The following is a 25,844-nucleotide window of genomic DNA, read 5'->3' on the forward strand; positions in this document are numbered from 1 at the left end:
AGTGAATAAAATAATCACAAAACCACTTATTGTGAACTCACTCCGCCTCATAAGTGACATCCGACAACAACACTTCGAGAGACAATTGGGTGGTGTAGCCGCTGTTGCTCAGGCTGTGCGATACCTTGCTGATTATCCAGCTCTGTTGGTCTATCACCGATTTAAAGCCGTTGACCGCGACTGGTGTTTCAGGAAATAAATCAGCGCGCCCCATGGCTAAAGTGATAGAGAACTCAGCAACTCCGCGCTGTAACTTCTCCCATTTAGACTGGGCAGCGCGCATGGCGGCTTTTTGCGTGGCGTAAACCGTCGTGATAACAAAGACATTATCCTCAGCCCCCGCCAGATAATCCCCTTGTTTTTCCTCTACCGGCTTTTTCTCTTTAGCCGCTTTGGTGCGGGTCGGCTTGGCTTTCGGGTGTTCCAGTGCGCGGAGCTGTTTAAACTTCGGCTTGCGCTTTAACTTAACCTTTTTCGGCTTGGCCGGTTTGGGGTCTTTGGTGTGCAACCAACTGGCACTTACACCGGTATACGCGCCCCGGTCAGCAATACTAAAACTGTGTTGGTCGCCATCTTGTCGGGTGATCGTCATTTGCGGAATGGGTTTACCACTGGCAGTGACACCGCTGCCCGGCTTGATAAACAACAATCGCCCGGCTTTAACGGCGGCCACTGCACCATTAAGCGAGGCTAACCGGGTGATAAACTTGGCGTCAGTTTCTTGTGTCTGGTCGATATGAGAGATAGCGATATCCGCCAGCCCCTCGGCCAGCATCGCTTTCAGGTTGTTGCGCTCCGCCACCTGCGCCACGACTTTACCCAGCGTTGTCTCATGATAAGAGACTTCCCGCCGCGCATTGAGCGAACTCCGAAAATCGGCACTGCGGGCACGAATAGTCAGTGTGTCTGGTGCGCCATGGTGCTCGACCTCATCCACGGTAAAGTCACCTTTACCAATCAGCGCCGACCCTTTCCAGCCCAAGAACACCGACAACGCTGCGCCGCGTTCCGGCATGGCAAGCTGGCCGTCAGCGTCGTCCAGTTCAACGTCAAGCTGGTCAGCTTCAAAGCCCCGGTTATCGGTCAGGCTCAGGGACAACAGCCGAGGGCGAATATTCTGTGTGATATCTTTCGCGTTAATCGTCAGCATAAAGTCCGGGGCCATATCCGCCCCGGCCGGTAGAGACATGCCGGTCATCATGAGAATAATCCTCCGATAGCTGCCTGTGCTTTACCGGTCATTGCTGTCGCTTTACCCAGCAACTCGTCAGCCTGTTGTTTCATGTCGCCGAACATGGCCGTTAATGACTCGTCAACCCGCAACAGATTGAGGGTGAACTCAATGCGCCGGGCGCTACCGTCTTCAAATAATAGCGTGCCGGTCTGGCTCAGACTCTCGATGACAAACATGCCGTAAATCATGCCGCTACCCTCAACCAGCGGCCACGCCTTGCCTTGGTCAGCCATCGACTCAAGGGCCAGCAATGACAGGCGACCACCGGTCAGTTCCGGCAGTAATACACCGGACAGCTTAATTTTCTCACTGTCTACGCCAAGAAATTGCGCGGACGGGCGCAAGCCCACCCGGCTGTTAGTCGGCCAACGGTACTCAATATCGCGCCCCATGCTTTGGTAAGGCGTGGTCTGGCGCATAAAAACAAATAACCCCAGTGATAACATCATGATTAATCATTCTCCATCTGGCCGCGCTGACGGGCGCGCTTATCGCGTTCGTTCTTGGCAAGCGCATCGGTCATCATTCGCTCCGCATCCTGTCTGCTCATGCCCGGCGGGATAGTCATCTTGATATCATTGGTGGTGACACTGCTATCAATGATAGTGGTGCCAGTATTGGCGGTGACCGGCTGATAACCGCCGTACAACACACCGCCACTGGGTGAGTACCCGCCCGAGTAAGGGTTATCTTTCGGTACCTTATCGGCCAGTCCGTCTGACTTGGTATCAATGATGCCGAGTTTTTCCAGCACCCAGTCAATGCCACTGCGCAGGGTGTTTAGCGCATTCATGGGCAGACTGAGCGCCGCCGCCAGACCCTCGCCGAATAACTTGCCCGCATTGGTGGCCCTGTCCAAGGTTTCCTGTGTGGCTTTTACCGGTTTAATCAGGTCAGCGAACCAGTTCGAAAGCTGTTTCACCTTGTCACTAAACCAGTTGAATACCGGTTTAAGCGGCTCAAAGGCGGCACTGATTGGCCCCATAGCAGCGATAAAGCCCTCGGCCACGCCAGCAATAAAGGCGCTGATAGGCTCCCAGTATTTACGGATAAGCAGGCCACCGGCCACAATGGCCGCGACCACTGCCACTATCGGCCATGTCAGCGCCGTGAGCGCGGCGGCAATGGTTCCTGCCATCAGTGAAAAACCGGTACTCAATAAACCGGCTCCGGCCAACAGCAGGTTAAACCCGGCCATCACCGGCCACGCAATCAATCCCAGCGCACCCAGCCCGGCGACCAGTGCTAATGCCGCGCCGGTGACTTTGGTAATGGTGCCGACCAGCTCAGGGTTTTTCCTGGCCCATGCAGCCACATTAATCAGCCAGTCGGTTGCAGTTAGGGTCAGTTTGCGCAGCGCGGAGTCTTGCTTCTCAAAGACTTCAATCTCTAAGTCTTCCCATGCCGAACTCAGGTTTTTCAAATCGCCGTCAAGGTTATCCATTCTGACCGTGGCAATTGATTGCGCGGTGCCACCGGCCTGCATCAGCTTACCTTGTTTCTCCGCCAGCTTGCCGTTACCGGCAGCAGCCACCAGTTTCACCGCGCCTTTCATCGCCTCTTCACCGAATATCACTTTCAGGTATTCGGCTTGCTGTGCGGTGCCTAGCTTGTTCTTTTTAAATGAGTTGTTGATGTCTTTAAGGATTTTCGCCACCGGCAACATATTGCCTTTGCCGTCGCGGGTTGTAATACCCAGTTCTTTCAGTGCGGCCGGTGCTTGCCCGACAGGCGCTTGCAACCGGCTAAACACCGCACTGGTACTGGTGCCCGCCATGCTGCCCTTGATACCGTTATCAGCCAGTACACCGAGTAACGCGGTGGTGTCTTCAATGCTGGCCCCGGCAGCCTCAGCAATAGGGGCCACATATTTCATGGCCTCACCCAGTTCTAACAGGTTGGTGTTTGAGCTGGTAAAGCCTTTCGCCATCACGTCCGACACGCGTTTAATCTGGTCTAGCGGCAGGTTAAACGCCGATTGCATGTTGGTGACAATATCCGCTGCCTCAGCAATATCCACACCGGACGCCAGCGACAGGTTAACTGTCGGCTCAGTGGCGGCCAGAATGGCGTTAGCGTCATAGCCAGAACGTGCCAGCGTGTCTTGGGTTCGCGCTACGTCAGTCGGGGAAAAGGCGGTGGATCCGCCGATATCTCGCGCCTGTTGACGAATGGCGGCCAGCTTGGCGTCATTTTTATCCAGCCCTAAAATCGCCTGAGTGCCCGACATCTGGCTGTCAAACTCCATACCCGGCGCAACCAGTTTCGCTGCGCCGTACAGCCCGGCAGTTGCTACGCCAAGACTCGCCGCACTGGTATTACGCACGGCACTGGTGGCGGCTTTGCCTTTCTGGTAACGATTGCTGATACGGTTGAGTTGTTCCTGTTTCAGGCTCAGGCGTTGCAGTTCTTGGCGCTGGCGACTCAGGGCAACAGTCGCCTCGGCGGCGCTACTGCGTAACCGGCGCTGTTCACTGCTCAGGTTTTTGGTCGCTATCCCGTCGGCGTTAAGCGCATCGCGCTGGCGCTGCACTGACTGGCGCAGCCCGTTGTATTTGGTTTGCAGTTCAGCCGCCGCGCGCTTGGCTCCCTCCATCAGTCGGGCTTGTTGAGCGGTGGGTTTCTCGGTGTTTTTAAAGGCGATAGCCAGGGCCGCCGCATCTTCTTTGGCTTTTTTCAGCGCCTGCCCGGTGACGGCCAGTTGGGCGCTGGCCTTGCGGAAACCGTCAATCTTCGCCGCCTGCGCATCAAGGGATTTGATGCTGCTTTGTGTGTTGCGAATATCCCCAGTGAGGGATTTACTGGCGGTTTGAATGGCTTTAAACGGGCGGGTGGCTTGGTCTACTGCTTTGAGCAATACCTGTAACTGTAAGTTCTTACTCATTATTTACGGCTCCACTGCGTAGTAAGGCTTTATGACGCCAGCGCACCAGCTCGGTGAGGCTCAAGGCCCAAAGCTCTGACGGCGGCCAGTGAAAAATGGCGGCAATATCCGCCATCAGGTCGTCAACTTCCAGTTTCGGGTCGAGCGTTACGCCCCCTGTTTCGGCGACAAAAAACCAATCACCTTGCCCGCCAGTGCCACTAAATCCGGCAATTCTAAGCGGCTGCATTCTGCGGTGGTCAGTGTCGGTGTGGTGATACGGGGTAGCACCACAATCAGCGCATCCACATCAGAATGAGCGACATCCGAAAGCCGCACCCCGCGCAGCGCCCCGGCATTGGGGCGGTAAACTTCGATTTCAGTAATCAGGGTATCGCCACGCTTTAGCGGGGTTTCCAGTACCACCACATTCTCGTTAACCTCGGCGGTGGTTTCAGTTTTAACAGTGAGTTTTTTCATGGTTTTTCCAATTCAGTCAGTAAGGGGCCAGCGGGTTAACACTGGCCGTCAGGGGTTAGCGGCCAATGGCCTTGCGTTGCGCTTCCAGCAGGTCTACGCCGTTAACCATTTCAATCAGGTTAACCACGTCAATTTCCATTACCACCTTGCCGTCAATGGTCAGCTTGTAGTAGGTGCACTGGGTCGATACCTTGGTTTCGGTGTCTTCCCCTTGCTTGGATTCGCCGCCATCAATCTCTTTATGACGGCCACGGATCTCAACTTCTACCGCTGTCACTTCGCCGGTATCGTCACGCTGATAAGCGCCCGCAAAGCGCAGCGGAACCCCGTCAACTTTAGGCGTTCCCCATTGCTGCAACACCAGCTCGTCGAGGCCGCCCATCGACCACTCCATGGATAGCGCATCGTCATCCAGACCCAAATCAATCGGCGCAACGCCATTCATCCCACCGCCCCGGTAGTTCTCCAGCTTGCGAGTGAGTTTCGGCAGGGTGATGGCGGACACGATCCCCATGTAATCCCGGCCATCGTTAAACAGGTTCATCAATTTCAGCTTACGTGGCAGTGCCATAAGTCAGTTTTCCTTAGCTGTTGACGGCTGCGGCAAAGTTCACCAGATATTTATCGGTGATACGCTGGCGCAGGGTTAAATCTTCCAGTGGTGGCACTGGGGTGTAGTCGTAATCGATAAACAGCTTGCCCGCTTTCAGGGTGTCTTTATCGTTGGCGCTGTCGTCATACCAGCAAGCGCCGTCAATAATCAGCCCGGCGGATTTCATTTCGCGGAATTTGGCGTTGATGCTGCCAATCATGTCTTTGACCAGCGTCGGGTGCATCGGGCGGTCTATCGCCCACAACTGCGCCTCGGCCATGGTGTCGGCCAGAATCTGCGCGGTGCGGGTGTAGTTCTCAAAGGCAAACAGTGGATCATCAGAACAGGTACGCGAACCCCAAAACTTGAAGCCGTCTTTACGGATCAACGTCGTTACACAGGCTTTGTTAAGTAAGTCAGCGTCAGTGCCAACGGTCTGTAAATCCCAGTAGACGCTGGCAGATATACCGGTCACGCCATTTACGCCGACGTTAGACAGGGTTTTATGCCAGCCGGTATCGGTATCAATCTTGGCGCGCAGACCGAGGGCGCGGGCGGTGGCATAAGCAATATCTGTGCTGTTGGCGGTGGTGTTCCAGCTCAGGAAGTCCGGCCAAATCAACATCAACTCGCGTTGGCTGAAATTGTCACGGTACAAGATAGCTTCGGAGAGGGTTTTGCAACCGTAGGCGCTGATATAGGCAAAGGCGCGCAACTGCTGGCAGATACTCCCCAGTGCGGTGGATACTTCCTGATTATCCAGCCCCGGCACACCAAGAATACGCGGGCGAACACCGGTGACAGACTGCGCATCTAACAGCGCTTTCATGCCAGTGTAGCGGCCGTTCTCGTCTGCGCCGCCGATGATATTAGAGGTGGTTTCGGCCTCATCTTTACCGGTAGCCACTCGCACCACAATGGTGACTGGGCGCGACTGTTCAGCAATCGCCAGCAATGACGCGGCCAGCGTGCCTTTTTTACCGGCTTTACCGGCAGCGGCGCGCACATCAGTAATCAGTACCGGGGTATTGAGGGGGAATGCGGTTGCGTCAGCATCGTCGCTGGTGCAGACCATGCCAACAATGGCGGTGGAAATAGTGGAAATGACACGCGTCCCCTCGTTGATTTCGAGAACGCGGACGCCGTGATGGTAATCACCCATGGGGTAACTCTCCGTTGGTTAAGGGTGAGAGTATGGTGACGGCTTAGTAAGCGCGAGGCATTAGATGGGGGATGTGTGGGCGATGGCACAACAAAAGCCCCCTGAATCGGAGGCTGAAAAGAAATGTCAGGCAGTGACTGGCGGCCACTCTGGCACCACATAGCCATTATTCACCGCCTCGGTCAGTAGCCAGCGTGATTTATCCGGCTCGCCAATCACCGGTAATTCTATCAACGGCCAGCCTGCCAGCGTCGGCCACTGTTTGAAGGCTAAGCGGGTGGTAATTAGCTCACTGTGCTGGTCTTCCGTCAGTGGTACATCGTCAATAGAATAGTCGCTGACCATCATGGGATCGGTGGCAGCAATAAAGGCATCCCGATAATGTCGGGCACGGGCGGCTAACTCATCCTCGGTAGGGACATAAACGGGAATACCCCCCCAAACCGGCTGGCCTTGCTTTCCGGCTATTCTGGTTTTACCGGCCGGCGAAGCACAGGCAAAAAATGTCTGATAAGTCTCGTCCGTGATTTGAACCGCATCGTCCGGCCAAGTTTGCGCAGCTTGATATTCCGTTTTTAACGACTCTGGATAAGCGGCATTATTCGTCGGGCTGTAGAAATAATTCATTTAAATCTCCTTAGTAGCCAATCACTCGCCACATAACTCTTTGCGCTGTAGGGATGTTTTCCCCGTATTTCTTGCTCAGTGGGATCGCTGCCCATGTTGCTGCTAACATATCCGATGCGAGAGTTTTTCCTATTATCGAAATATCGGTGATGCCACGTAGTGTCACGCTCATATTTAAAACTTTATTAGGGAACGCTATTGGGAAAAAAGCGTCAGCATAAAAAAACTGGTCATTTGATCTGGAAAAGGGTGATTCTCCCCATTGCTCAATGAGTCCGTCCGGTCGTTTCATCCAGCCGGTTGCGGCGGCTGAACTGGCAAAGCTCGACATATCCGGGATTTGAGTAGCCGCTGTTCCTACCTCACGCTTTGCCGCACCTTTTAAATCCAAATTTTTGAGCGTCTCCGCAACAGCGATAGGGCCTAGCGCTTTAATTTCAGATAGTGAGTTTTCAATCTGCAAGTACTGGTCATGAGGGTTAGCGCTGCGAACGTGATCGGCTAATGCCGTTACCGCTGCATTAGCGGCGGCCTTAACCGCTCTCGGCGTCGCCGCGTCGGTTTCACTGTTGCTGTCGGTGGCATTGCTCAGTGCGACAAAGCCTTTTTCGCTTAACGTCGCATCGGGATGATGACGGGATTTCTCATGCTCAGCCAGTACGTTATCCGCGTACTGCTTAACTTCAATCACCTTATCATCGACATATTTACGTGTAGCCAGCACCACTGATGGGTCGATTTTCAGCGTGACAGCAGCCGCGCTACTGACAATTAAAATCATCCGAATGGTTTGGGTGCGCCCGCTGCCCTCTTGCAGTTGTGGTTTATAGGTTTCGGCACAGTTGGCAATGGCAACCAAATCACCGTCTTTATCCAGCAAGCCAATCTCCCGGATCCACCATCCGCCCTCAGTCTCAGGGATAACCTGTTCAGCAATAATCTGACTGGTGTTAATCGGGTCAATGGTCAACATATTCAGAGCAGCGCGGCGCTGCTCATTCATCAGTTTGGTTTGTGCCGGGCTAGGGGTTGGCAGGGTTCCGCCGCCATCCCCGACCGCCATTTGGGTAATTTCTAAGCGGGTGCCGAGCGCGGTGGCGTTCGCCAGCTTGGCCGCGCCGATGTTGGTCAGTAAAGCAAAGAATCTCGCTGTCATGGGTTCACTCTCAGGTCATCGATAATGTGGATTGCGGCACTGGCGTAACCCTCGCCGGTCACGGTTATAGTTTCAGGTAAATACGGGTATACGGTCAGCTCATCACCGCTGTAACTACCTGCGGCGACATACAGCGGGCCGCTACTGTCGAGATTGATAGACAGGCCGACTAAGTGGCGGCTGCATGGCTTGGCGTCGTCTATCAGCCGCTCAAGCTCTTGATACATTTCTTCGGTAATGCCGGTTTCCAATACACCAACATCGAGGCGAAAGGTGCCGGGGGTCTCGTTGGTCTTCCACCACTCAATCACTTTGATGAGATAGCCCAGCGGCTCAACCACCCGGCGGATTGCGCCAATGGTGCCTTTGTGTTTGTGGACGTACTGCGAGGACTTCACCACCGCGCGCTTGGTGGTTTCCGGCCATTTATCATCCCAGCGGTCAACCGACCACGCCCACGCCAGATAAGGCAGCAGGGATAACGGGCAAGTGTCGGCGTTCCAGAGCTGCCGAATGGGTACCGGGGTATTCTCTAGCTCGGCGCAGGCGCGCGCGGCGGCCACTTCCAGCACCGACGAACCAACAGGCAATAAACGGTCAGTCATCCGTACCCCCGACAGTGATGCTGCTGCCGGTGCACCAAGCCGCTTGGGTTTTATCCAGCACCACATCAGCCAGGGGAGCATTAATTACCACCCGCTGGACACCCTCAACATGCAGTGCGGCATAGAGCGCCGACAGACGAATGTCGCGACCAAGGCGGCGCTGTGCGGTCACAAAGGCGGTCAGTTTCTTCTCTGCCGCAATGCGCACCGGTTCAGCCTCCGGCCCCGGATGCAGATAGAGCACCGCGTCAATCTCATAATCTTCAATGTGGGCGGATTGCACTGTCACCCGGTCAGCCACTGGCCGCGTATTCTCATCATTCAACGCGGCCTCAACCACGGCCAGCAGTTCGGCTGAGGCTTCGCCGTTGCCCTCACGCGATAACACCGTGACCGTGACACAGGCGGGTGTCGGACTGATTGCCGAGGCATCAGCGACCCGGCCGTCAGCACTTTTGGCGTGATATTCATACGCACCGGTTGGCCCGGCGACACTCAAGCCCTCAAAGGCTTGCGGGATACGCACCCGGAAATCACTGTCAGATTCCATCACCGCCTCAATGGGTGGAATGGCGGCGGGGTCAGCTGGGATAATCACCAGCCGCTCAACGTTGTTATTTGCGCCGAGCTGGTCTAAATCGCTACCGACGGCATAGGCCACCATCACCGCGCGGGCCGCATCATTGACGCGCTGACGTAATATCACTTCGCGGTAGGCGTTTTCCTGTAGCAACTTGACCAGCGGCTCAGATTCTAGCGACAACGTGCGGGCCACGGCGGCGCGCTGTTCTTCCGGGTAAAGAGATATCAGCGTGGCTTTGCGCTCGGCCAGCAGGGTTTCATAGTCCAGTTCTTCCACCACAAACGGCGGGGGTAACAGGCTCAGGTCAATGGTTGCCATAGGGTTAGCTCACGGGAATGGTTAAAGAGAGAGGTGCCGCGCTATCGGTGCGGGTGCCGGTGATATCAACCACCATTTTTCCGTCAAAGGTGGTTTCAAAGGTGATACCAGTCAGCTTGACCCTCGGCTCCCAGCGCAAAATGGCACTGTAACTGGCGGCCATAATTTGCAGTCTCAAGGCCGGATTTTGCGGCTGGTCAATCAGCTCCGATAGCAGCGAACCATAAGCGCGGCGCATCACCCGCGAACCGACAGGGGTAATCAGAATGTAAGTATCCCGCTTAAACGGCCCATTCACTTTTAGAGATCTTCCGACATACTGATGATGTCACCTGAGGAGATCCTTATGCGCAAGATCCGATTTACCGAGCACCAGATCATCGCCGTACTGAAGTCCGTCGAAGCGGGTAGGACCGTCAAAGATGTGTGCCGCGAGGCTGCTATTTCCGAAGCCAGCTATTACAATTGGAAGGCGAAATATGGCGGGATGGAAGCCGCTGATATCAAAAAAATCAAAGATCTAGAAGACGAGAATCGCCGTCTGAAGCAGATGTTTGCCGACCTGAGTCTGGAATGCCGTGCGCTGAAAGACGTCATCGAAAAAAAGCTTTAAAACCAGCGATAAAGCGTGAGCTCGTCAACTATCTGACCACGCAGTTTACGATGAGCATACGCCAGGCATGCAGGACGTTATCGCTGAGCAGGACGGTGTTTCGTTATCAACCGAATACACGACGTGATGAACCGGTGATCCAGAGGCTGACTGAGGCGGCTGAACGCTATCCCCGCTATGGATTTAAGAAGCTTTTTCAGGTGCTTCGCAGGCAGGGATACGCCTGGAACCACAAACGCATACACCGGATTTACTGTCTGCTAAAACTGAATTTTCGTCGTAAAGGGAAACAACGCCTGCCGGTGCGTAATCCGGCGCCGCTGGCCACGCCGGAAGCCCTCAACCAAAGCTGGTCGATTGATTTTATGCACGACGCGCTGACATGTGGCCGACGTTTTCGGACTTTCAACGTCGTGGATGATTTTAACCGCGAGGCTCTGGCTATCGAAATTGACCTGAATATTCCGGCGCAGCGCATTGTGCGGGTGCTGGACAGAATAGCGGCAAACCGTGGCTATCCGCTGAAGATGCGGATGGATAACGGGCCGGAATTGATATCACTGGCGCTGGCACAATGGGCTGAAGACCATGGCGTGATGCTGGAATTTATCAAGCCCGGCAAACCAACACAGAACGCGTTTATCGAACGGTTTAACCGAACGTACCGGACCGAAATACTGGATTTTTATCTGTTCAGAACACTGAATGAAGCACGGGAAATAACGGAGCGCTGGCTGAATGAATACAACAGTGAGCGGCCTCATGAATCCCTGAATAATCTGACGCCGGAAGAATATCGGCTGATGGCTGAGAAACCGGAAATCTCAAAAAGTGTGTGGAACTAAAGCTGGGATACTTACAAGAATATCTGCTATTGACTGGCTGATATGGTCAGCGTCGGTAATGGTCTGCCCGGCGGTGCGGTTCATGCCGAGATAGGTGGCAGTGGTCATTTAATTCCCTCCGTATAATCCCCACCACGCAAGACGCCGCCGTGGTCATGGTCATCAACCACCACACCATTGGATGAGAACTTGCCGCCGGAATGTTCAATATTGCCGCTCATCTGGCCGCCTTTCTTCACGTTCAACGTGCCGGTGGTCAGGTTGTTGGTACATTCCACTTCGGGTGTATCCAGCAGGATTTTGACCAAGGCAGCACAGGTGATAGTGGGGGCAGTGGCATTTATCGATTCACTGGCATTGATAACCGCCGTTTTGATGCCATCAGCCTGCAACTCGCCGCTCTCAGGTTCATAGTGCAACGTGGCACCGTCAGGAAAGGCGATATACAGGCCATCCGCCGAGGCCGACGGCGGCGGGAAGTCATCAGAGAAAATGCCCGGCAGCACAAAGGCGGTATCCAGCTCGCCGCCGAGGGACAATATCAACACCTGCTCCCCCTCAGACGGTGCCCACCATGATCGCGATTGACCGGCGCGCAGTGTCAGCCAGTTAAGCCAGCCGGTGGTATTGTCCCCCGTCGCCACACGGCACAGGGCTTGGTCGAGATCGACCTCGGCCACCGTACCAATACGGATCAGGTTGCGCAGCAGGCGCAGAATTTCAGTAAGTTGGGTTTGTGTGTTCATAGATGAAGCATGTCTTTTTTATAAACACGCTTCAATTAGATGTTGTTCTGCTGTCTATGGCACAAAAATATATATCTATTAAATAAATTTAATTATTTTTTATCGTTAATTCAACTTCATGATATTTTTCCGAAAATAATGAACTAGAACCAGAGTTAAGTGTTTCACAAGTAAGAACACCTGCCTTAAGAAGCAATAATGGCATTGTCCCTATGTAATAATAAAAATCAGCAGCCTTTTTATTATTATAAAGCAACACTGTCATATCTTTATTATCTTCATCAAACTCTAAATGCCTATTAAGGACGGCTTCTAAACTGCTATGTGCTTCAGTGCATAGTTTTGAATATATTGAGTCGTACTCATCTTTCAATCCTGCCATTGTGAACTTTTCAGCTATGGTTGTTTTGCCATCAACTCTTTGAACTATTTTCTTTAGACTTCTTATTTCGTTCTTATTTTTTTTATAAATTAAACAAAAGCTATCCATTTCCAATAATGACTTAGTGTATTTATTGCCTTTTTTGGAACTCCGCATCAATCTCTCTTCTCTTTCGTGAAATTCCAATATAAGCAATTTAAAGTATTCTTCATTGTTATGAATATTTATAACATCAACATAACACTCTAGAAAAGTTCTAAAAATAGAGTATGGGCCGGTGAAATTATTAGTTTCCAAAAGTGTGATCATCGACCTTGTTAACTCAATCATAGATGAGAATATGCCTATGGCTAATACTGACTTGATAGACTTCTTATTAAACGATATTTCTCTAATGTTATTTTGAGAAAATGTAAGAGACTCTTTTAGAGTGTCCATTGGATTACCTTTTTCACCCATATTTTAAATTATATTAGCAGAAATAACATATTGTTAGACTATTATTTACCGATGTAACTTAGTACAGCCATTTCCACAATGTCTATATCTTGCTGACTGAAACCGAGCAACGGCCGCTCGTCATACTGCACATCTTTGCTGTGCACGTTCGGACGGTCACGCAGGCCAAAATGGTGCACTGCCGCCATCCGTTCCACGCGCCCGGCAAACTCAACCACCGCCTCATCAGGGCTACTGTTGGCTTTCATATAGCGGGCGGTGCGCAACTTGGCGAACATTTCCCGTTTAATGCGGCCTTTTGGCTTACGCAATGGTTGAGATTTACGCGCCGCATACAGGGAGCCATCAGGCGCTTGCTGGCGTTTAATGCGTTGCTGCTGGCTGGCCCGCAGGCGTTTGGCAACTGTCACCGCCAGCGCTTTGCGGGCTTTGGGTGTCAGACTGGCAATCAGCCCGGCCAGTGCATCATCAAAGGGTTTCAGCGTATTCATTTAATCCGCTCACCGTGGAAATAAATTTCAGTTGGACGAGGAAGTACGCCCGACAATGCTGGCTCAGGGGCATGGTTAACATGCAATGCGCCGTCCAGTTCTTTCACAATCACCCGCTCAGTCAGTTGCAAGTCGATACGGATATCACTTAACACATCGCTCATCACATCAACCTTATGAATAAAGCCGGTGCGGCGTTTTTCTTCTGTTGCCATGATGTCCGGTTGATGTTCCCGCAACCATGCCAGTATCGGCACAAAGAGATAATCAACATCATCGGGGAAATCCTCAATAAACAGCGTCAGCGTATATTGATTTTCAAAAGACAGCGACGGGGCCAGTGTTGAGACAATGCGCCCGCCATCAACAAACATTTTCAGCCGCTCCGGGTTAGTCTGGAACAGTTGCAGACTGTCGGTTAAGGCTTGGCGTAACAGTTTGGGTTTTAACATGGTGTTGTTCCTGACACTGTTTAACAGCTTCCACTTGCAGCCCGCAGGCCACCAGTGCGGTTTCTAATTGGCGAATGTCGGCACTTAAATCACCGTTAACCGCCGGTGTGCTGCCCGGCAGCGGGCAACTGCTCACCGTCGGACAGCCAACGTAAATAATCGTTGGGGTTGGCGAACGCGGGGCGCTGGTGCAGCCGGATAACGCCAGCAGGCAAAGCAGTAGCGAACCAATCACGCAAGACTTTATTTTCATTGAGTAACCTTTGAATTCTCTGTTCACGAGATAATGACAAGGTGCTGGCGTGGCTCAGTGATTGCCGTAATGCCCGCTCATTGTCTGCCTGTTGCCGGGCCTCATCTTGCAGGCGGGTGATCGCGTTGTCCCGGCTCTCAATTCCGGTGGATAAAGTGCCAATCACCAGTTTGGCGCTGTCTAACTCTTTTTTAAGGTTATGGGCGTGCCACGCCAGCACCCCCATCATCAAAACCCATAACAGAAGTAATGTGCGCATATCATACCCCGCTCAGGCAGTGTGTTTGCTCGGTGGTACGTCGACGCTCTAACCCTTTGGTTTTCACGCCGTTGACGTAGACCCAGCGCGGCAACTGATTGCAGGCGCTGCGCCAGTCGCCCTTGTTGACAAAAAAGGCCAGCGTCGAGCGACAGGCCGCCCCCGTACCCACGTTAAAGGCGAACGACACCACGGCGTCATACACCGGTTGCGGCATGGCAACCGGCATACACACTGCCACAGCCCGTTCGACCCGCTGCACGTCAGCAACCAGATTGACCGCCACCTGTCGCTCACTGATAACGCTGCCCGGCTTAACCCCGGCCGTGTGACCGATGCCATTTGTCCAGACGTTGGCGCTGCACTGATAGGCGTTGAGCTGGCAGCCCTCATAATCGGCGATCAGTTTTAGCCCGGCGGGCGATGTGTTGAGCGTCTGGTAATTTGGCAAGGTGGCGGCCAGCGCCAGAATCGCCCCGACCAGACAGCGCTTAACGATTGAGTTCATCGAACACCTCCCGCCTGATAGCCAACTCTTTTAGCAAGAAATAGCTCTTACGCCGGTAGTACCAGTTGATAAAACAGGTCGCCGCAGCGGCCACCGCCGCCACATAAAACGCGATATCTTGCGGACTCAGTGCGCCAATAAACGCCAGTACCAGCGCCAATACATAGGCTACCGCAGAGCTAAATTTCTCCATTTTCAATCCCATAATTGAACGGTTTCACGTTGGGCCGCCGGGGCCATGTCGGGCAACGCCACCGGATAACCATGCGGCAGAATGGCCCCCAGTTCCGACAGCCCCGGATTCGCGTCATAGACTTGCTCCAGCACATCTTGTGTGCGCCCGTAATAGCGCCAGCACAATGCGTCGAGCGTGTCGCCTTGCAACGCGTTGACCTGCATCAGATAAGGCCAATAATGTTGTGAGGCTTACCGGCAATGTTGCGAATACTAATCCGCGCATCACGCCACAACTCATCAACCGTACTTTCAATGGCTTCCGCACGTTTATCACCGCGCGCGCTGGCGTCATAGCCGCGATAACGCTCGGCCAACAGTGCAGCCGTAATGGCACAGACCGCCCGCTGGTACTCGGCCAACTGGATGCTTTCGCCGTCCAGTTGCTCGGCCTGCACCTCGGCCAGTGTTTTAAAGCCTGCCGTCATCTGGTCACGGCGGTACTCAAACAGTTCAGCGTTAACCTCGGCAATAGCGCCTTTGATGGTGAAGCGCAGTCGCTCGGCGGTGACGGTTCCCTCAAGGCGCAACAGCTCGCGCAGTTTTATCGGGTCAACCGCAGGCCAGAAAAAGGTATTTTCAATCACCGGTTCGGCCGTTTTGTCAGGCCGTGGCGCGGGGATAACAACAGTGGTCATGGCAACCTCAATATCAGAATGGGTGGGCGGTGGACGACGGCGTTAACAAGGTAAACCCTGTTGCGGCCATCGTGCCGCCCGGCTCGGGGAGCGTTCGGTTTAGCGGCTGGCGGCGTTCTTTAACTTCACGGCCAGTCGCTCAATGTCTTTCTTGACGCCACAACCGGTATGCAGTTGGAGTGCGCGGTGAAGGTGGCTCAGGGCCAGTTCGCCCCGGTCACTGTCACGCAGTACATAACCGGTCATTTTGTGCAGTTTTGCCCGCACCTGGTCGGGCATGTCTTCGTCTTCCATCAGCTCAATGGTTTGCAGCAGATGGTCAACATCAACCGGCTTACCGGTGGCATAGGCTCGCCCGGCAGACTCGGCCACTTCCTCGGCAATCAGGTAAGCGGTAGAACGAGTAAAACGGTCTGTTGGCACTAACTGATAACGCAGAGCATAACGGGCGATATCCAGTGCGCCGGGGATATCCCCGGCATCCAGACGCCAAATCATGATGGTCATTAAAATGGCGTCCTGCGCGCCTTTCCCCTCACTCAATACACCCGACACCCACGGCAGATAGTCCGGCAATAACTGCCGCTTCAGCTCGGCTTTACGCTCGTTTGAACGCACCTGTTTCAGCTTGCGTTTATCTTCATTGAGCTTGAGCAACATCAGCTCGTAGCCGGTGGCATGACGTAACGGGTTATCCCGTAGCTGTGAGGCGGCAATAGCCGACTGTTGGATAAAGTGGCGGCGCGCAGGACTGGTCATGGCTTATTTACCCTCGTCGGTAACGGTAGGTGCGGAGGCTGTTTTCACCGCTTCAACCAGTGCATCAGCAAGACGATCAAAGTTGGATTTGTCCGCTGCTTCGGTGTCTTCTTTTTTCGGCGGCGATAAAATCTCGATATTTTCCACCAGACAGCCGCAGGCGTAATCCTCCACCACATAATCCTGTTTAATGGATTCATAGTTTTCGATGCGGTCACGCTTGGCGTTCTCATCGATATGGCGGCGGTGCGAGTCTTCCAGCCAGTAAATAGACAGGTTATCGAGGCGGGTGATCATGAATGCGTTAGCCGGGAAGAATGGCACACGGATAGCCGGTAAATTGCCGATCCGCTTCTGGCTGATAATCAGGTCAGCGGCGAGGGTTTCGCTGTTTTCCTGCTCTTTATTGACGATGGGGAAATACTTATCCTGCATCAACTGACGGCCAGTGATAACCACCAGTTCAGGGTCTTCCTGATGCCATTCCGCAATCATGTTATTCGTGGCGTCCATCACCAGCGCGTCCAGATTGACGTAATCACCGCCATGGCCGACACGAATTTTTTCCGACACTACCGCGCCATCGTCACCGATGATTTTACTCATTACGCGGGTTGGGGCATTGGTGCGGTATTTTTGCAACCAGCCCGGCGCAATATCCTGCAACATCGGGTTGAGTGCACGGTTTGAGGTCTTGGCACGGTGGGTGCCATTGAAGCCCGCCATGATACGGTCAAGTGCCTGACGCTTGATAATCGCGTCGCGCAAGCGGGTCTGGAAGTCCTGATAACGCGCCCACAGGTCGAGGGTGTTATAGCGAATGTGGAAATCGTAGTTCACCTGCTCACAGAAATACTTCTCACTGTCCAGCCCTGCAAACTCAGCGGTTTCGCGCTCATCGCCACCGTCAGTATCAGTATTGCTGGCAATTGACCCGGTAACACTCAGGCCCACTTTTTCAGCGGTCAGCTCGGCGACGGGCACAATATTGATGCGGCTCAGAAACTCTGAGGACTCTTGAACGCGGGTCATGATGGTTTGCGTGACGGAGGGTTCAACGTTGAATTTTTTATTCAAATCGCCGGTTGCGACCCCGTTCAGTTCGGCTTGACGGGTCAGATAGGCATTAAATTTAAAACGGGTTGCTGGGCGCATAATAATCCTGATTCAGTTAAATAATGTAATGGTGAAATAACAACGTGACCGCACAATGGGCGGCCTGTGGCCCTGATTAGCAGTCAGTCAGCACGTCGGCTTGACCACTGACACCAGTGGATTCCGGGCGCTTGGTCTGGTTAAAGTTTTCAGTGATAGACAGTTTGTTTTCGAGGGACGTAACCCCTTGTTTTCCCTTTTCGATGCTCTTTTTCAGCTCCACCACGTTGTCAGTCAGTTGTTTCTCAATGGCGGCAAAGCGGGCTTCAATGGTTTCCCCCTGTTCCTGCACATGCACTGCCACGGCATTCACCGCCTCATGCACATCATTAAAACGGGCATCATCGGTTGCCTGTTTACGACTGAATACTGACTTCACCATGCTGAGTAAGGTGACACCCGGCTCGGCCACGTCTTCAAACTCCAATTGCACTTCAACTGCCGCAGAGAAAAAGTTATCTGGGTGAGACTTACGGGCGGCCAGTGGGTTGTGTTTGGCTTTGGCGCTGAATTCCAGCATTTCAGTACCGAGGCTGGCGGGGTCATCGGTCACGGCCAGCCCGACCAGATAGGCTTTACCGGTATTAGCAAAGTTCGGGCGAATTTCCATGGAGGTATAGATTTTCTGTAGGGCTTTGTTCATCTGCACCAAATCATCGGTTGGGCTGATTTGGGCGAACAACGCACGCTTACCGTTCAGGATGGAATCGTCTTCAATGGTTTCTGCTTTAAGTGCTGATACATCGCCATAACGGCGGAAGGGGCTGTCAGGGAAATAACTTTTCAAATGCTCCAAATTGATACGGCAACCGTAGACGCGTGGATCAAATGACTCGGCCATCTGGTTGATATCGTCAGCGTCAATCACTCGTCCGTCGCAGGTATCACCTTCAACGCCGATACGAAAATACTTAGAGACTTTCTTAGCCATGAGCGGCTCCATTTAATGTGGGTTGTTTGGTACGGGGCTTAGTTTCCAGACTGAGGGAGGCGGCAACAACGAAAGCCCGTTGTGACGGGGCTGGCACAACAGCGAGGACGCGCAGAGGGTCGGGCTGGTCGCGTAGCCTAATGGCATGAATACGATACCGAGCACCATCATCAGCGACCCACGGCGACAGGCGGCCTTGCTTTACTGGCAGGGCTTTTCTGTGCGCCAGATTGCGGACACGCTGGCCCTGAAATCGCCGACTGTGCAGAGCTGGAAGAAGCGCGACGGGTGGGACGCCATTGCGCCCATTTCCCGCGTGGAAACCAGCATGGAAGCGCGGTTGATTCAGCTCATCATGAAAGACGCCAAAGAGGGGCGGGACTTTAAAGAGATTGACCTGTTAGGCCGCCAGATTGAACGGCTGGCGCGGGTTAACCGCTACAGCCAGACCGGCAGCGAAGCTGATTTAAATCCGAACGTAGCGAACCGCAACAAAGGGGAGCGCAAAACCCCGGATAAAAACCTGTTCGGTGAATCCGCTATTGAAAAGCTGGAGTCAATTTTTCACGAAAATATCTTTGATTATCAGCGCAACTGGTTTGAGGCCGGACTCACTCACCGCATCCGCAATATTCTGAAATCGCGCCAGATTGGGGCAACCTTCTTCTTTGCCCGCGAAGCGCTGCTGGATGCCATCACGACAGGACGTAACCAGATATTCCTATCCGCCAGTAAGGCACAGGCGCATGTGTTCAAAAGCTACATTATCGACTTTGCCCGCATGGTTGACGTTGACCTGAAAGGCGACCCGATGGTGCTGCCGAACGGGGCGCGCCTGTTCTTCCTCGGCACTAACGTGCGCACCGCGCAGAGCTACACCGGCAATCTCTATCTTGATGAGTATTTTTGGATCCCCAAATTTCAGGAACTGCGCAAAGTCGCCAGCGGCATGTCATTGCACAAAAAATGGCGTACCACCTATTTCTCCACACCGTCGAGTCTGGCCCACAGCGCCTATCCGTTCTGGTCTGGTGAGTTGTTCAATAAAGGCCGCCGCAATAAATCCGACCATATCCAACTGGATTTAAGCCACAGCCATTTGGCCCGTGGTGCGTTGTGTGCTGATGGTCAGTGGCGGCAGATTGTCACGGTTGAAGATGCTCTGGCGGGCGGTTGTAACCTGTTTGACCTTAACCAGCTCTCACTGGAATACGGCCCGTCAGAATATCAAAACCTGCTGATGTGCGAGTTTGTGGACGATCAAGCGTCGGTGTTCCCGTTCGCCGAGTTGCAGGCTTGCATGGTGGACAGTCTGGAAGAGTGGGAAGACTACAACCCGTATTCGTTGCGGCCGTTTGGGCATCGCCCGGTGTGGATTGGTTACGACCCGTCAGAGGCCAACGGCGGTGACAGTGCCGGGTGTGCGGTGATTGCGCCGCCAATGGTGCCGGGCGGCAAGTTCCGCGTGTTGGAACGCCACCAGTGGAAAGGGATGGATTTTGAGGCGCAGGCCAAGCATATCGAAGAGTTGACGCATAAGTATTGTGTGGAGTACATCGGTATTGATGCGACTACCGTCGGTCAAGGCGTTTTCCAGTTGGTGCGCCAGTTCTTCCCGGCCGCAAGGGAAATCAAATATACCCCTGAAATCAAAACCGCCATGGTGCTGAAAGCCAAGCACACCATTAATAACGGCCGTCTGGAATATGACACCGGCCACACCGATATCACCCAGTCATTTATGGCCATTCGCAAAACCATGACCGCCAGCGGCAAAAGTTCGACTTATGTTGCCAGCCGCAGCGAAGAAGCCAGCCACGCCGATGTGGCGTGGGCGATTATGCACGCCCTGTTAAATGAACCCCTTACCGCGACATATGGCGGTCACAGCCCTAACTTCTTGGAGTTTTACGGATGAGTAAGCGCAAAGGCCGCAAGGCATTAAGCCGACCTGTCACCAATCACACCGCCAGCCAACAGCAGCCGGTGGAGGCGTTCACCTTTGGCGAACCCTCCGCCGTGCTCGACAAGCGGGAAATACTGGATTACATCGAATGCACCAGTAACGGTAAATGGTATGACCCACCTATCAGCTTTGACGGGTTGGCGCGCAGCTTCCGGGCGGCGGTGCATCACAGCTCACCGCTGTATGTGAAACGCAACATACTGGCAAGCACATTTACCCCTCATGCAATGCTCAGTCAGCAGGCATTTAGCCGCTATGCACTGGATTATCTGGTGTTTGGCAATGCGTTTTTAGAGGTGCGCCGTAACCAACTGGGCGCACCACTGCGCCTCGACCCCAGTCCGGCCAAGTACACCCGCCGTGGATTAGAAAAAGATTGCTATTGGTTTGTCCAGAACTGGAAAGATGAACACCTGTTCGCCGCCGGGAGCGTTTTTCACCTGATAGAACCGGATATCAATCAGGAGCTTTACGGTTTGCCGGAATACCTCAGTGGCTTAAATTCGGCTTGGCTCAATGAAGCCGCCACGCTGTTTCGCCGCAAGTATTACCAGAACGGCGCTCACGCGGGATACATCCTGTATATGACTGATGCGGCGCAAAGTAGCAGCGATATTGAGGCAATGCGTAAAGCGATGCGCGACACCAAAGGGCTAGGCAATTTCCGCAACCTGTTTATGTACGCGCCTAATGGCAAAAAAGACGGTATCCAGATTTTACCGTTGAGCGAAGTCGCCACCAAAGATGACTTTTTTAATATCAAGAACGCCACTCGCGACGACCTGCTCAGTGTGCACCGGGTGCCACCGCAGATGATGGGGATTATTCCCAACAATACCGGCGGTTTCGGTGACGTGGCGAAAGCCTCACAAGTGTTTGTCCGTAACGAGTTAACGCCGTTGCAAGAACGATTGAAAGAGGTGAATGACTGGATAGGGGAAGAGGTGATCCGGTTCAAGCCTTATGAACTGATAAGCGAGGATTAATATGGGACGTAAAGCGCCAACACCACCGCCATATAACCCCGGCGATATTGTGAAGAGGCCCGCGCCACCGCCTCAGCCACCCCAAAAATGCGAAACGAAACGAGTAATAATTATGGAAACTCAAACTAACCAGAAAATCACAGTGCAACGGGCTGTTGATATTCTTAATCAAGCGTTGTCACTTGACCCGGATTGTATTACTGCGCTGGTATCGCATCGAATAGAGTGTAACGCGACGTTAGCCCATGACTCTGAGGTGATGTGTGGTATGTCTGAAGGCAAATACATGACTGGCGCGCTTGGCGTTATCAACTCACTGGTTACAGACGGCTTTATCGCTGCACTGTATACAGATGAAAAAAAGCTGGCAGCGTTTCAAGTTTGCAAATAGTTAATTGATATTTTTGAATATCATAGCCGCCGAACCGGGCGGCTTTTTCATGCCCGAAAAGTAGCAATCCCAACACCTCGCGCCATACACCACCAGACGCCCGTCACGCCCTCGTAACCCATGAACACGCATTGATTCCCAACCCAACCGAACGCAGCACCACGGCCCGCCCAAGACCTATAAATAAGGGTATCAAAACCCTTTGCGCGCAATGCTATCCCCGCCACGCCTGCGCGCTTTACAGGTCGCTTTTCATGCACTTGCATGAGGCATTGAGAACAGCACTGGGACTGGCAGAGACAGGAAAAAGGAGGAAGAGGATCATAATGCAAAATAATGCAGAGTCATGCACAAATCTTCTTGAACAGTGGGCCACTCAAAGTGGCCCAATCAATACTAGGATTGCAAGCGAATTTGTTGCTGTATCTGGATTGGTTGTAAAGTTTGGTAGCGTTGGCGAATGTTGTTATAAAGCTCAGGTGTATCATGAGCTTTTAAAGTTACAATCAACACATAAGGTAAATTAGGTAAATCTTCAACCGCTGTTGGCATTCCCCCTTCTCGCCCATAATAGATAACATCAAAACAAGGGTCATTAATGATATCTTTCTTAAAGGTTTTTTCACTATGCAAAGTAGTTTCCCATTTATGGGCATCTCCTCTTTGCTCTTGTTCATCGGCATAGATACTTTTTAAATTGAACAGAGGGAAAGTCCCTCCCTGATTATTTTGATTTTTTCTAAAGGTAACAACTAGCCCACTACGGGTATAATTAATTGGATGCTCAGCATCAACCGGCGTAGTAAAACAAAATGTAGCTTTTAAAGTTACATCTCCACTGACTGGAATATCAGGAAAAGGAATTGATGCTCTAAGGTGCTGTGACGGTTTTAATTCGCCTTGATAAATAACCTTAACCTCATCATCACCACAGTAAATAATATCTCTGATATCATGGGGGAATTTACCCCAACCTACTTCACTTCTATTATAACCATTATTTCGTGAGTGATGAATAAGTAATGCTTTCGCAGTTAAAGGAGTAATATCATATTGTAAACTTGCAGATAGACCAATCGCCTGACGTAGAACGAGGGGCGAAGCAAAACTTGTTCCTGCTGTTTTCACTAAACCGTTAGTGAAAGGGCTATATAGCGTAAAAGGCTCTTCCGCTGAACCTCCAAAAGCAACACCATCTGGCTTCACATAACCGGGACTACGACCGGGACCAATACAACTATAGCTACTTCTCTCCCAATTATCCGAAAGTGAAGTTGCAGCACCGACAGCTAAAGCATTTACAAGATCTGATGGAGGTTGAATTCTATTTAATCCACCTGTTTTCTCTCCATCATTTCCAACTGCAACAGTACAAAGAGTTTTTCCTGTGGCAAAATACTGCTCTAATGTGGAAGTCCATACATGAACATCATCATCGTCGACAGGTAGCCTAGGGCCAAGGCTGAGATTTATATATTGGTAGTCATTGGAGTCTAATACTTTTTTTATTCTCAATAAGACATCGAAAAGATCACTATCTTGTCCATTGATAGAATTATCTAATACTCTATAATGATCGATTTTTGAATATGGTATAGGCAATTGGTTTTGGCCATCAGCTACAGCCCCAAAAAGAATAGTAGAAGTAACATCTTGTCCATGGCTTAATAGACTTCCACTGGTTTTTTGTTCCGCTGTAAACGTATGCTCTGAAACCCACCTGTCAAAATCTGAACATCCTATACCACCATCGAAAATAGCAACTTTAATATCATTATTAATTGCATTATCATCAGGAAGTTCTAATTGACTATTCAGAACAGTTGTTCTAGTAAATACGGGATTGTTAATTCTAAGTCCCGGTAAATCTCTAATTGTTCTTAAAAATGAAAACTCTGCAACCTCTCTAGCAATTTTAGAGTTAGCTAAGATTGGTAGAAAAGTAAGCCCCTTAATTGAAATAACTTTATCTTCTTTAACCGTAGCACCACAAAGTGATGCATATCGGATAAATGAATTGAGAATATCATCCTCTTCAGCCGGGGTATGCAACGCTACTTCAATAGCCCTTTCCTGAGCAGATTGGTCGATGTTTTTAATCTTGTCATTAGCATCAAATATTTTTATCTCCTCTAAAGATATTACTTCATCTTTCTGCCCTTTATTTAAAGTCCCTCTATCAAGAGAATTATAAAAATCAGAAAATGACTTCGTCGTACCGGCAACATATATACAAGCAGTGTTATATTCTTCTTTGTTCTTATTTTTAACTTGTTTTCGTGGTGATATAGTCACTGATTTACTACCAATACTTCTCAGTGAAAACTGCTTAAGTATTTTTACAGGAAAATATGACTTTGCAAGAAAAGCGGGATGCAAAGTTATTTTCGCAACAGCTTCACCATTTGGTTTTGTAGCTTCGGGCATGTTGTTTACGAAATCTACTAGAGACCTCAAATTCTGCATTATAAATGGCCTATTCTCCTCATATGTATAAGGTTTATTTTTAGGGCCGTTACCGCTTTTAATATGCACATCACCAGTTAGTGTCTCACCATACCCCAAGAGCAAGTTTTTGTTATTCATTTCTTAATCCTTAATTCTGAATAATCTTTCTAATGATTGGCCGTGAAATTGATAGTTCAGCGGATATTTGTCGCTGAGACATTCCCTTTTTATGCATAAGTAAAATAAACTCATCTAGAGACTCGCCGTCAAACAACTCCTCAAATATTGCTTTATTCACAGGGATATTTTCTAAGATTGCATTACGTTTTGCTTGTTTTAGGGAGCGTTCTATCACTGCGAAAGAGCGCCCTTTTAACTCACCACTAATTTTTTCAGCTATAGCAGTTGGTATATCATTTTTTACTAAAAACTCGTGAATTAACTCTTCTGTTGGATATTCAAAGTTTATAACTCTATCAAATCTACGCCAGACAGCCGGGTCTAATAATTCACCATGATTCGTTGCTGCAACTAAAATAGATGTATGAGGCCACTCATCAATAGCTTGGAGTAAAACAGTAACTAATCTTTTTAATTCACCGACATCAGAGGAATCATCACGTTTTTTTGCAATAGAATCAAATTCATCAAGCAATAAAACACATGGGAATGAACGAGCATATTCTAAAACAGCTCTGATATTATTCCCTGTTTTCCCTAGAAAACTACTCATCACACTTGCTAAGTCTAATGTTAGTAATGGCAAACCAAGTTTGTTTGCAAGCCATTTAGCGGCTAAAGTCTTCCCAACGCCCGGAGGTCCACCCATCAAAAGAGAACGGGATGGCAAAAGCCCATTATCAATTAATTGATCTTTTTTCTCCCACTCAGTGATAAAGCGCAACAAACTAGTCGTAATATTCGCAGGCCATAGAGGCTTAACAGTTAGTTGTACTGGGTAAGTTTCAACCAATAGCTTTTGTCTTGTATCAGCATCTACAGGAGTTGGTAACTTACTTAAGCTCCCACCACGCACCAAATTCATCGGCATGCTATTTTTAATAAGAATATCATTTAGCTCTGATGCCAACTCAGGTGAGTCTTTTTTTAGCTTTCGAATCATGAGCCGTAAGCGCATCTCAAGATCGTCGCGTTTACCCTGCAATGCATCCGTCATCACTTCAACAAACGCATCCTTAGTGATGTTTATCATGTACCACTCCGAAAGAAAAACGTACCAAACATTATGAATGATATACCAACAAGTACCATATTTACATTAATTTTAACCAATCATAAGAAAAATGATACCATTAGGTATCTTGTTGAAGCCACTTTGGGAATTTTACATTAAAAGATAAAAATGGACTTACCAACTGCCAGAAATCTCTGACTAAACAGTAGACAGTTCTAATTTTGTCCTATGCCATCTACCACATCAGAAATCATACAAATGCAGTATTTTTATCTTTCACTTGTATAGCCTCTGCCCTCACTTCTTTAACAAGTTCAGCAATCCAAACCAAAGCAATCTCACGATCACGGTTTTGACTCTCACTACCAGTAGTAAGCCGCGCTATCAGATCGATTCTTTCGAGTAAGACTATTTCTTCTAATGAATCTGGCACCTCATCCCTCCGTCACACATATAACTGTGTTTATATACAGTATACTATGCACTTTTTAAGAAAACTTCTATATAAATATA

Annotated in this window: 32 protein-coding genes and 1 pseudogene; 4 read left to right on the forward strand and 29 right to left on the reverse strand. The window is 50.9% G+C overall.

Going from position 1 to position 25,844, the window contains the following annotated elements; genetic code table 11:
• Positions 1 to 37 precede the first annotated feature (37 nt).
• The 12 genes from PL78_RS10015 to PL78_RS10070 form a co-directional block, all read right to left on the reverse strand.
• Complete coding sequence (locus tag PL78_RS10015) at positions 38 to 1,201, reverse strand: phage late control D family protein (protein ID WP_064515203.1); 1,164 nt, start codon at positions 1,199 to 1,201, stop codon at positions 38 to 40.
• Positions 1,198 to 1,683 (reverse strand): phage tail protein, encoded by a 486-nt coding sequence (locus PL78_RS10020; RefSeq protein ID WP_064515205.1) that lies wholly within the window; start codon positions 1,681 to 1,683, stop codon positions 1,198 to 1,200. Before PL78_RS10020 ends, PL78_RS10015 begins: the two co-directional genes overlap by 4 nt.
• Positions 1,684 to 1,685: 2 nt before the next feature.
• Positions 1,686 to 4,118 (reverse strand): phage tail tape measure protein, encoded by a 2,433-nt coding sequence (locus PL78_RS10025; RefSeq protein ID WP_064515207.1) that lies wholly within the window; start codon positions 4,116 to 4,118, stop codon positions 1,686 to 1,688.
• Positions 4,111 to 4,233 carry a GpE family phage tail protein gene (locus tag PL78_RS10030; protein WP_014609033.1) on the reverse strand — a complete coding sequence of 41 codons (123 nt, stop codon included), beginning with the start codon at positions 4,231 to 4,233 and terminating at the stop codon, positions 4,111 to 4,113. Before PL78_RS10030 ends, PL78_RS10025 begins: the two co-directional genes overlap by 8 nt.
• Positions 4,234 to 4,265: 32 nt before the next feature.
• Entirely contained in the window at positions 4,266 to 4,577 is a 312-nt protein-coding gene (locus PL78_RS10035) for a phage tail assembly protein (RefSeq protein ID WP_064515208.1), read from the reverse strand.
• Positions 4,578 to 4,632: 55 nt separating this feature from the next.
• The gene (locus tag PL78_RS10040) at positions 4,633 to 5,148 is read right to left on the reverse strand and encodes a phage major tail tube protein (protein WP_050941465.1); all 516 of its coding nucleotides are present in this window, start codon (positions 5,146 to 5,148) and stop codon (positions 4,633 to 4,635) included.
• Positions 5,149 to 5,161: 13 nt separating this feature from the next.
• Positions 5,162 to 6,331 carry a phage tail sheath protein gene (locus PL78_RS10045; protein ID WP_064515210.1) on the reverse strand — a complete coding sequence of 390 codons (1,170 nt, stop codon included), beginning with the start codon at positions 6,329 to 6,331 and terminating at the stop codon, positions 5,162 to 5,164.
• Positions 6,332 to 6,457: 126 nt separating this feature from the next.
• Complete coding sequence (locus PL78_RS10050) at positions 6,458 to 6,958, reverse strand: hypothetical protein (RefSeq protein ID WP_064515212.1); 501 nt, start codon at positions 6,956 to 6,958, stop codon at positions 6,458 to 6,460.
• Positions 6,959 to 6,968: 10 nt separating this feature from the next.
• Positions 6,969 to 8,114: a phage tail protein gene (locus PL78_RS20790; protein ID WP_235600966.1), complete on the reverse strand. Its 1,146-nt coding sequence runs from the start codon at positions 8,112 to 8,114 to the stop codon at positions 6,969 to 6,971.
• Positions 8,111 to 8,719, reverse strand: coding sequence for a phage tail protein I (locus PL78_RS10060; protein WP_064515214.1), 609 nt, complete (start codon positions 8,717 to 8,719; stop codon positions 8,111 to 8,113). Before PL78_RS10060 ends, PL78_RS20790 begins: the two co-directional genes overlap by 4 nt.
• A complete protein-coding gene (locus PL78_RS10065; protein WP_064515216.1) occupies positions 8,712 to 9,620 on the reverse strand; it encodes a baseplate assembly protein in 909 nt (302 codons plus the stop codon). The genes PL78_RS10060 and PL78_RS10065 overlap by 8 nt, the downstream gene beginning before the upstream one ends.
• A 4-nt stretch (positions 9,621 to 9,624) precedes the next feature.
• On the reverse strand, positions 9,625 to 9,918 hold the full coding sequence (locus PL78_RS10070; RefSeq protein ID WP_064515218.1) for a GPW/gp25 family protein: 294 nt from the start codon (positions 9,916 to 9,918) through the stop codon (positions 9,625 to 9,627).
• A 48-nt stretch (positions 9,919 to 9,966) separates the two neighbouring features.
• Between PL78_RS10070 and PL78_RS10080 the strand changes: the two genes are divergently transcribed.
• Positions 9,967 to 11,078, forward strand: a protein-coding gene (locus PL78_RS10080) for an IS3 family transposase (protein WP_145933944.1) whose coding sequence is annotated in 2 segments (ribosomal slippage) — positions 9,967 to 10,228 and positions 10,228 to 11,078 — 1,113 coding nt in all. Because the reading frame shifts where the segments join, the coding sequence is not laid out codon by codon here.
• Between the two features lie 15 nt (positions 11,079 to 11,093).
• Here PL78_RS10080 and PL78_RS20530 read toward each other — a convergent pair.
• The 14 genes and pseudogenes from PL78_RS20530 to PL78_RS10140 form a co-directional block, all read right to left on the reverse strand.
• Positions 11,094 to 11,186 (reverse strand): annotated as a pseudogene (locus tag PL78_RS20530) (GPW/gp25 family protein); the annotation flags it as partial.
• Complete coding sequence (locus tag PL78_RS10085) at positions 11,183 to 11,824, reverse strand: phage baseplate assembly protein V (protein WP_064515220.1); 642 nt, start codon at positions 11,822 to 11,824, stop codon at positions 11,183 to 11,185. The gene PL78_RS10085 and the pseudogene PL78_RS20530, both read right to left, overlap by 4 nt.
• Positions 11,825 to 11,912: 88 nt before the next feature.
• A complete protein-coding gene (locus PL78_RS10090; RefSeq protein WP_064515222.1) occupies positions 11,913 to 12,644 on the reverse strand; it encodes a DUF5677 domain-containing protein in 732 nt (243 codons plus the stop codon).
• A gap of 62 nt (positions 12,645 to 12,706) precedes the next feature.
• A complete protein-coding gene (locus PL78_RS10095; RefSeq protein WP_064515223.1) occupies positions 12,707 to 13,156 on the reverse strand; it encodes a phage virion morphogenesis protein in 450 nt (149 codons plus the stop codon).
• On the reverse strand, positions 13,153 to 13,608 hold the full coding sequence (locus PL78_RS10100; RefSeq protein ID WP_064515225.1) for a phage tail protein: 456 nt from the start codon (positions 13,606 to 13,608) through the stop codon (positions 13,153 to 13,155). The genes PL78_RS10095 and PL78_RS10100 overlap by 4 nt, the downstream gene beginning before the upstream one ends.
• A complete protein-coding gene (lysC, locus tag PL78_RS20795; protein ID WP_235601036.1) occupies positions 13,547 to 13,819 on the reverse strand; it encodes an Rz1-like lysis system protein LysC in 273 nt (90 codons plus the stop codon). The genes PL78_RS10100 and lysC overlap by 62 nt, the downstream gene beginning before the upstream one ends.
• Positions 13,704 to 14,120 carry an Rz-like lysis system protein LysB gene (gene lysB, locus PL78_RS10105; RefSeq protein WP_064515227.1) on the reverse strand — a complete coding sequence of 139 codons (417 nt, stop codon included), beginning with the start codon at positions 14,118 to 14,120 and terminating at the stop codon, positions 13,704 to 13,706. Before lysB ends, lysC begins: the two co-directional genes overlap by 116 nt.
• A 1-nt stretch (position 14,121) precedes the next feature.
• Positions 14,122 to 14,628, reverse strand: coding sequence for a lysozyme (locus PL78_RS10110; RefSeq protein ID WP_064515228.1), 507 nt, complete (start codon positions 14,626 to 14,628; stop codon positions 14,122 to 14,124).
• Positions 14,612 to 14,821 carry an HP1 family phage holin gene (locus PL78_RS10115; RefSeq protein WP_004875931.1) on the reverse strand — a complete coding sequence of 70 codons (210 nt, stop codon included), beginning with the start codon at positions 14,819 to 14,821 and terminating at the stop codon, positions 14,612 to 14,614. The genes PL78_RS10110 and PL78_RS10115 overlap by 17 nt, the downstream gene beginning before the upstream one ends.
• Before the next feature lie 2 nt (positions 14,822 to 14,823).
• Entirely contained in the window at positions 14,824 to 15,027 is a 204-nt protein-coding gene (locus PL78_RS10120; RefSeq protein ID WP_050088535.1) for a tail protein X, read from the reverse strand.
• A complete protein-coding gene (locus PL78_RS10125; RefSeq protein ID WP_064515230.1) occupies positions 15,027 to 15,500 on the reverse strand; it encodes a head completion/stabilization protein in 474 nt (157 codons plus the stop codon). Before PL78_RS10125 ends, PL78_RS10120 begins: the two co-directional genes overlap by 1 nt.
• Positions 15,501 to 15,599: 99 nt before the next feature.
• Entirely contained in the window at positions 15,600 to 16,259 is a 660-nt protein-coding gene (locus tag PL78_RS10130; protein WP_050312850.1) for a phage terminase small subunit, read from the reverse strand.
• 3 nt (positions 16,260 to 16,262) lie between these two features.
• Positions 16,263 to 17,414, reverse strand: a complete 1,152-nt coding sequence (locus PL78_RS10135; protein ID WP_064515233.1) for a phage major capsid protein, P2 family — start codon at positions 17,412 to 17,414, stop codon at positions 16,263 to 16,265.
• 76 nt (positions 17,415 to 17,490) lie between these two features.
• A complete protein-coding gene (locus PL78_RS10140) occupies positions 17,491 to 18,345 on the reverse strand; it encodes a GPO family capsid scaffolding protein (RefSeq protein ID WP_064515235.1) in 855 nt (284 codons plus the stop codon).
• 145 nt (positions 18,346 to 18,490) lie between these two features.
• Between PL78_RS10140 and PL78_RS10145 the strand changes: the two genes are divergently transcribed.
• The 3 genes from PL78_RS10145 (at position 18,491) to PL78_RS10155 (ending at position 21,688) form a co-directional block, all read left to right on the forward strand.
• A complete protein-coding gene (locus tag PL78_RS10145) occupies positions 18,491 to 20,263 on the forward strand; it encodes a terminase ATPase subunit family protein (RefSeq protein WP_064515236.1) in 1,773 nt (590 codons plus the stop codon).
• On the forward strand, positions 20,260 to 21,297 hold the full coding sequence (locus tag PL78_RS10150; RefSeq protein WP_050133832.1) for a phage portal protein: 1,038 nt from the start codon (positions 20,260 to 20,262) through the stop codon (positions 21,295 to 21,297). The genes PL78_RS10145 and PL78_RS10150 overlap by 4 nt, the downstream gene beginning before the upstream one ends.
• Positions 21,298 to 21,409: 112 nt before the next feature.
• Positions 21,410 to 21,688: a hypothetical protein gene (locus tag PL78_RS10155; protein WP_064518380.1), complete on the forward strand. Its 279-nt coding sequence runs from the start codon at positions 21,410 to 21,412 to the stop codon at positions 21,686 to 21,688.
• Between the two features lie 396 nt (positions 21,689 to 22,084).
• Here the strand turns inward: PL78_RS10155 and PL78_RS10160 are convergent, their stop codons facing one another.
• The 3 genes from PL78_RS10160 to PL78_RS10170 form a co-directional block, all read right to left on the reverse strand.
• Positions 22,085 to 24,274 (reverse strand): S8 family peptidase, encoded by a 2,190-nt coding sequence (locus PL78_RS10160; RefSeq protein ID WP_064515240.1) that lies wholly within the window; start codon positions 24,272 to 24,274, stop codon positions 22,085 to 22,087.
• A gap of 10 nt (positions 24,275 to 24,284) precedes the next feature.
• A complete protein-coding gene (locus PL78_RS10165) occupies positions 24,285 to 25,349 on the reverse strand; it encodes an AAA family ATPase (protein ID WP_064515242.1) in 1,065 nt (354 codons plus the stop codon).
• A 232-nt stretch (positions 25,350 to 25,581) separates the two neighbouring features.
• The gene (locus tag PL78_RS10170) at positions 25,582 to 25,764 is read right to left on the reverse strand and encodes a hypothetical protein (RefSeq protein ID WP_064515244.1); all 183 of its coding nucleotides are present in this window, start codon (positions 25,762 to 25,764) and stop codon (positions 25,582 to 25,584) included.
• Positions 25,765 to 25,844: the final 80 nt, after the last annotated feature.

The organism is Yersinia entomophaga (assembly GCF_001656035.1).
In the GTDB taxonomy this organism is placed as follows: domain Bacteria; phylum Pseudomonadota; class Gammaproteobacteria; order Enterobacterales; family Enterobacteriaceae; genus Yersinia; species Yersinia entomophaga.

Coding starts and splice junctions, on each gene's coding strand:
- PL78_RS10165 (WP_064515242.1), bottom strand. CDS start 25,349: ATGATAAACATCACTAAGGATGCGTTTGTTGAAGTGATGACGGATGCA.
- PL78_RS10135 (WP_064515233.1), bottom strand. CDS start 17,414: ATGCGCCCAGCAACCCGTTTTAAATTTAATGCCTATCTGACCCGTCAA.
- PL78_RS10100 (WP_064515225.1), bottom strand. CDS start 13,608: ATGTTAAAACCCAAACTGTTACGCCAAGCCTTAACCGACAGTCTGCAA.
- PL78_RS10095 (WP_064515223.1), bottom strand. CDS start 13,156: ATGAATACGCTGAAACCCTTTGATGATGCACTGGCCGGGCTGATTGCC.
- PL78_RS10150 (WP_050133832.1), top strand. CDS start 20,260: ATGAGTAAGCGCAAAGGCCGCAAGGCATTAAGCCGACCTGTCACCAAT.
- PL78_RS10015 (WP_064515203.1), bottom strand. CDS start 1,201: ATGATGACCGGCATGTCTCTACCGGCCGGGGCGGATATGGCCCCGGAC.
- PL78_RS10110 (WP_064515228.1), bottom strand. CDS start 14,628: ATGAACTCAATCGTTAAGCGCTGTCTGGTCGGGGCGATTCTGGCGCTG.
- PL78_RS10085 (WP_064515220.1), bottom strand. CDS start 11,824: ATGAACACACAAACCCAACTTACTGAAATTCTGCGCCTGCTGCGCAAC.
- PL78_RS10090 (WP_064515222.1), bottom strand. CDS start 12,644: ATGGACACTCTAAAAGAGTCTCTTACATTTTCTCAAAATAACATTAGA.
- PL78_RS10020 (WP_064515205.1), bottom strand. CDS start 1,683: ATGATGTTATCACTGGGGTTATTTGTTTTTATGCGCCAGACCACGCCT.
- PL78_RS10060 (WP_064515214.1), bottom strand. CDS start 8,719: ATGACTGACCGTTTATTGCCTGTTGGTTCGTCGGTGCTGGAAGTGGCC.
- PL78_RS20790 (WP_235600966.1), bottom strand. CDS start 8,114: ATGACAGCGAGATTCTTTGCTTTACTGACCAACATCGGCGCGGCCAAG.
- PL78_RS10115 (WP_004875931.1), bottom strand. CDS start 14,821: ATGGAGAAATTTAGCTCTGCGGTAGCCTATGTATTGGCGCTGGTACTG.
- PL78_RS10160 (WP_064515240.1), bottom strand. CDS start 24,274: ATGAATAACAAAAACTTGCTCTTGGGGTATGGTGAGACACTAACTGGT.
- PL78_RS10140 (WP_064515235.1), bottom strand. CDS start 18,345: ATGGCTAAGAAAGTCTCTAAGTATTTTCGTATCGGCGTTGAAGGTGAT.
- PL78_RS10030 (WP_014609033.1), bottom strand. CDS start 4,233: ATGGCGGATATTGCCGCCATTTTTCACTGGCCGCCGTCAGAGCTTTGG.
- PL78_RS10155 (WP_064518380.1), top strand. CDS start 21,410: ATGGAAACTCAAACTAACCAGAAAATCACAGTGCAACGGGCTGTTGAT.
- PL78_RS10065 (WP_064515216.1), bottom strand. CDS start 9,620: ATGGCAACCATTGACCTGAGCCTGTTACCCCCGCCGTTTGTGGTGGAA.
- PL78_RS10035 (WP_064515208.1), bottom strand. CDS start 4,577: ATGAAAAAACTCACTGTTAAAACTGAAACCACCGCCGAGGTTAACGAG.
- PL78_RS10120 (WP_050088535.1), bottom strand. CDS start 15,027: ATGCAGGTCAACGCGTTGCAAGGCGACACGCTCGACGCATTGTGCTGG.
- PL78_RS10050 (WP_064515212.1), bottom strand. CDS start 6,958: ATGAATTATTTCTACAGCCCGACGAATAATGCCGCTTATCCAGAGTCG.
- PL78_RS10045 (WP_064515210.1), bottom strand. CDS start 6,331: ATGGGTGATTACCATCACGGCGTCCGCGTTCTCGAAATCAACGAGGGG.
- PL78_RS10040 (WP_050941465.1), bottom strand. CDS start 5,148: ATGGCACTGCCACGTAAGCTGAAATTGATGAACCTGTTTAACGATGGC.
- lysB (WP_064515227.1), bottom strand. CDS start 14,120: ATGCGCACATTACTTCTGTTATGGGTTTTGATGATGGGGGTGCTGGCG.
- PL78_RS10130 (WP_050312850.1), bottom strand. CDS start 16,259: ATGACCAGTCCTGCGCGCCGCCACTTTATCCAACAGTCGGCTATTGCC.
- PL78_RS10025 (WP_064515207.1), bottom strand. CDS start 4,118: ATGAGTAAGAACTTACAGTTACAGGTATTGCTCAAAGCAGTAGACCAA.
- PL78_RS10145 (WP_064515236.1), top strand. CDS start 18,491: ATGAATACGATACCGAGCACCATCATCAGCGACCCACGGCGACAGGCG.
- PL78_RS10125 (WP_064515230.1), bottom strand. CDS start 15,500: ATGACCACTGTTGTTATCCCCGCGCCACGGCCTGACAAAACGGCCGAA.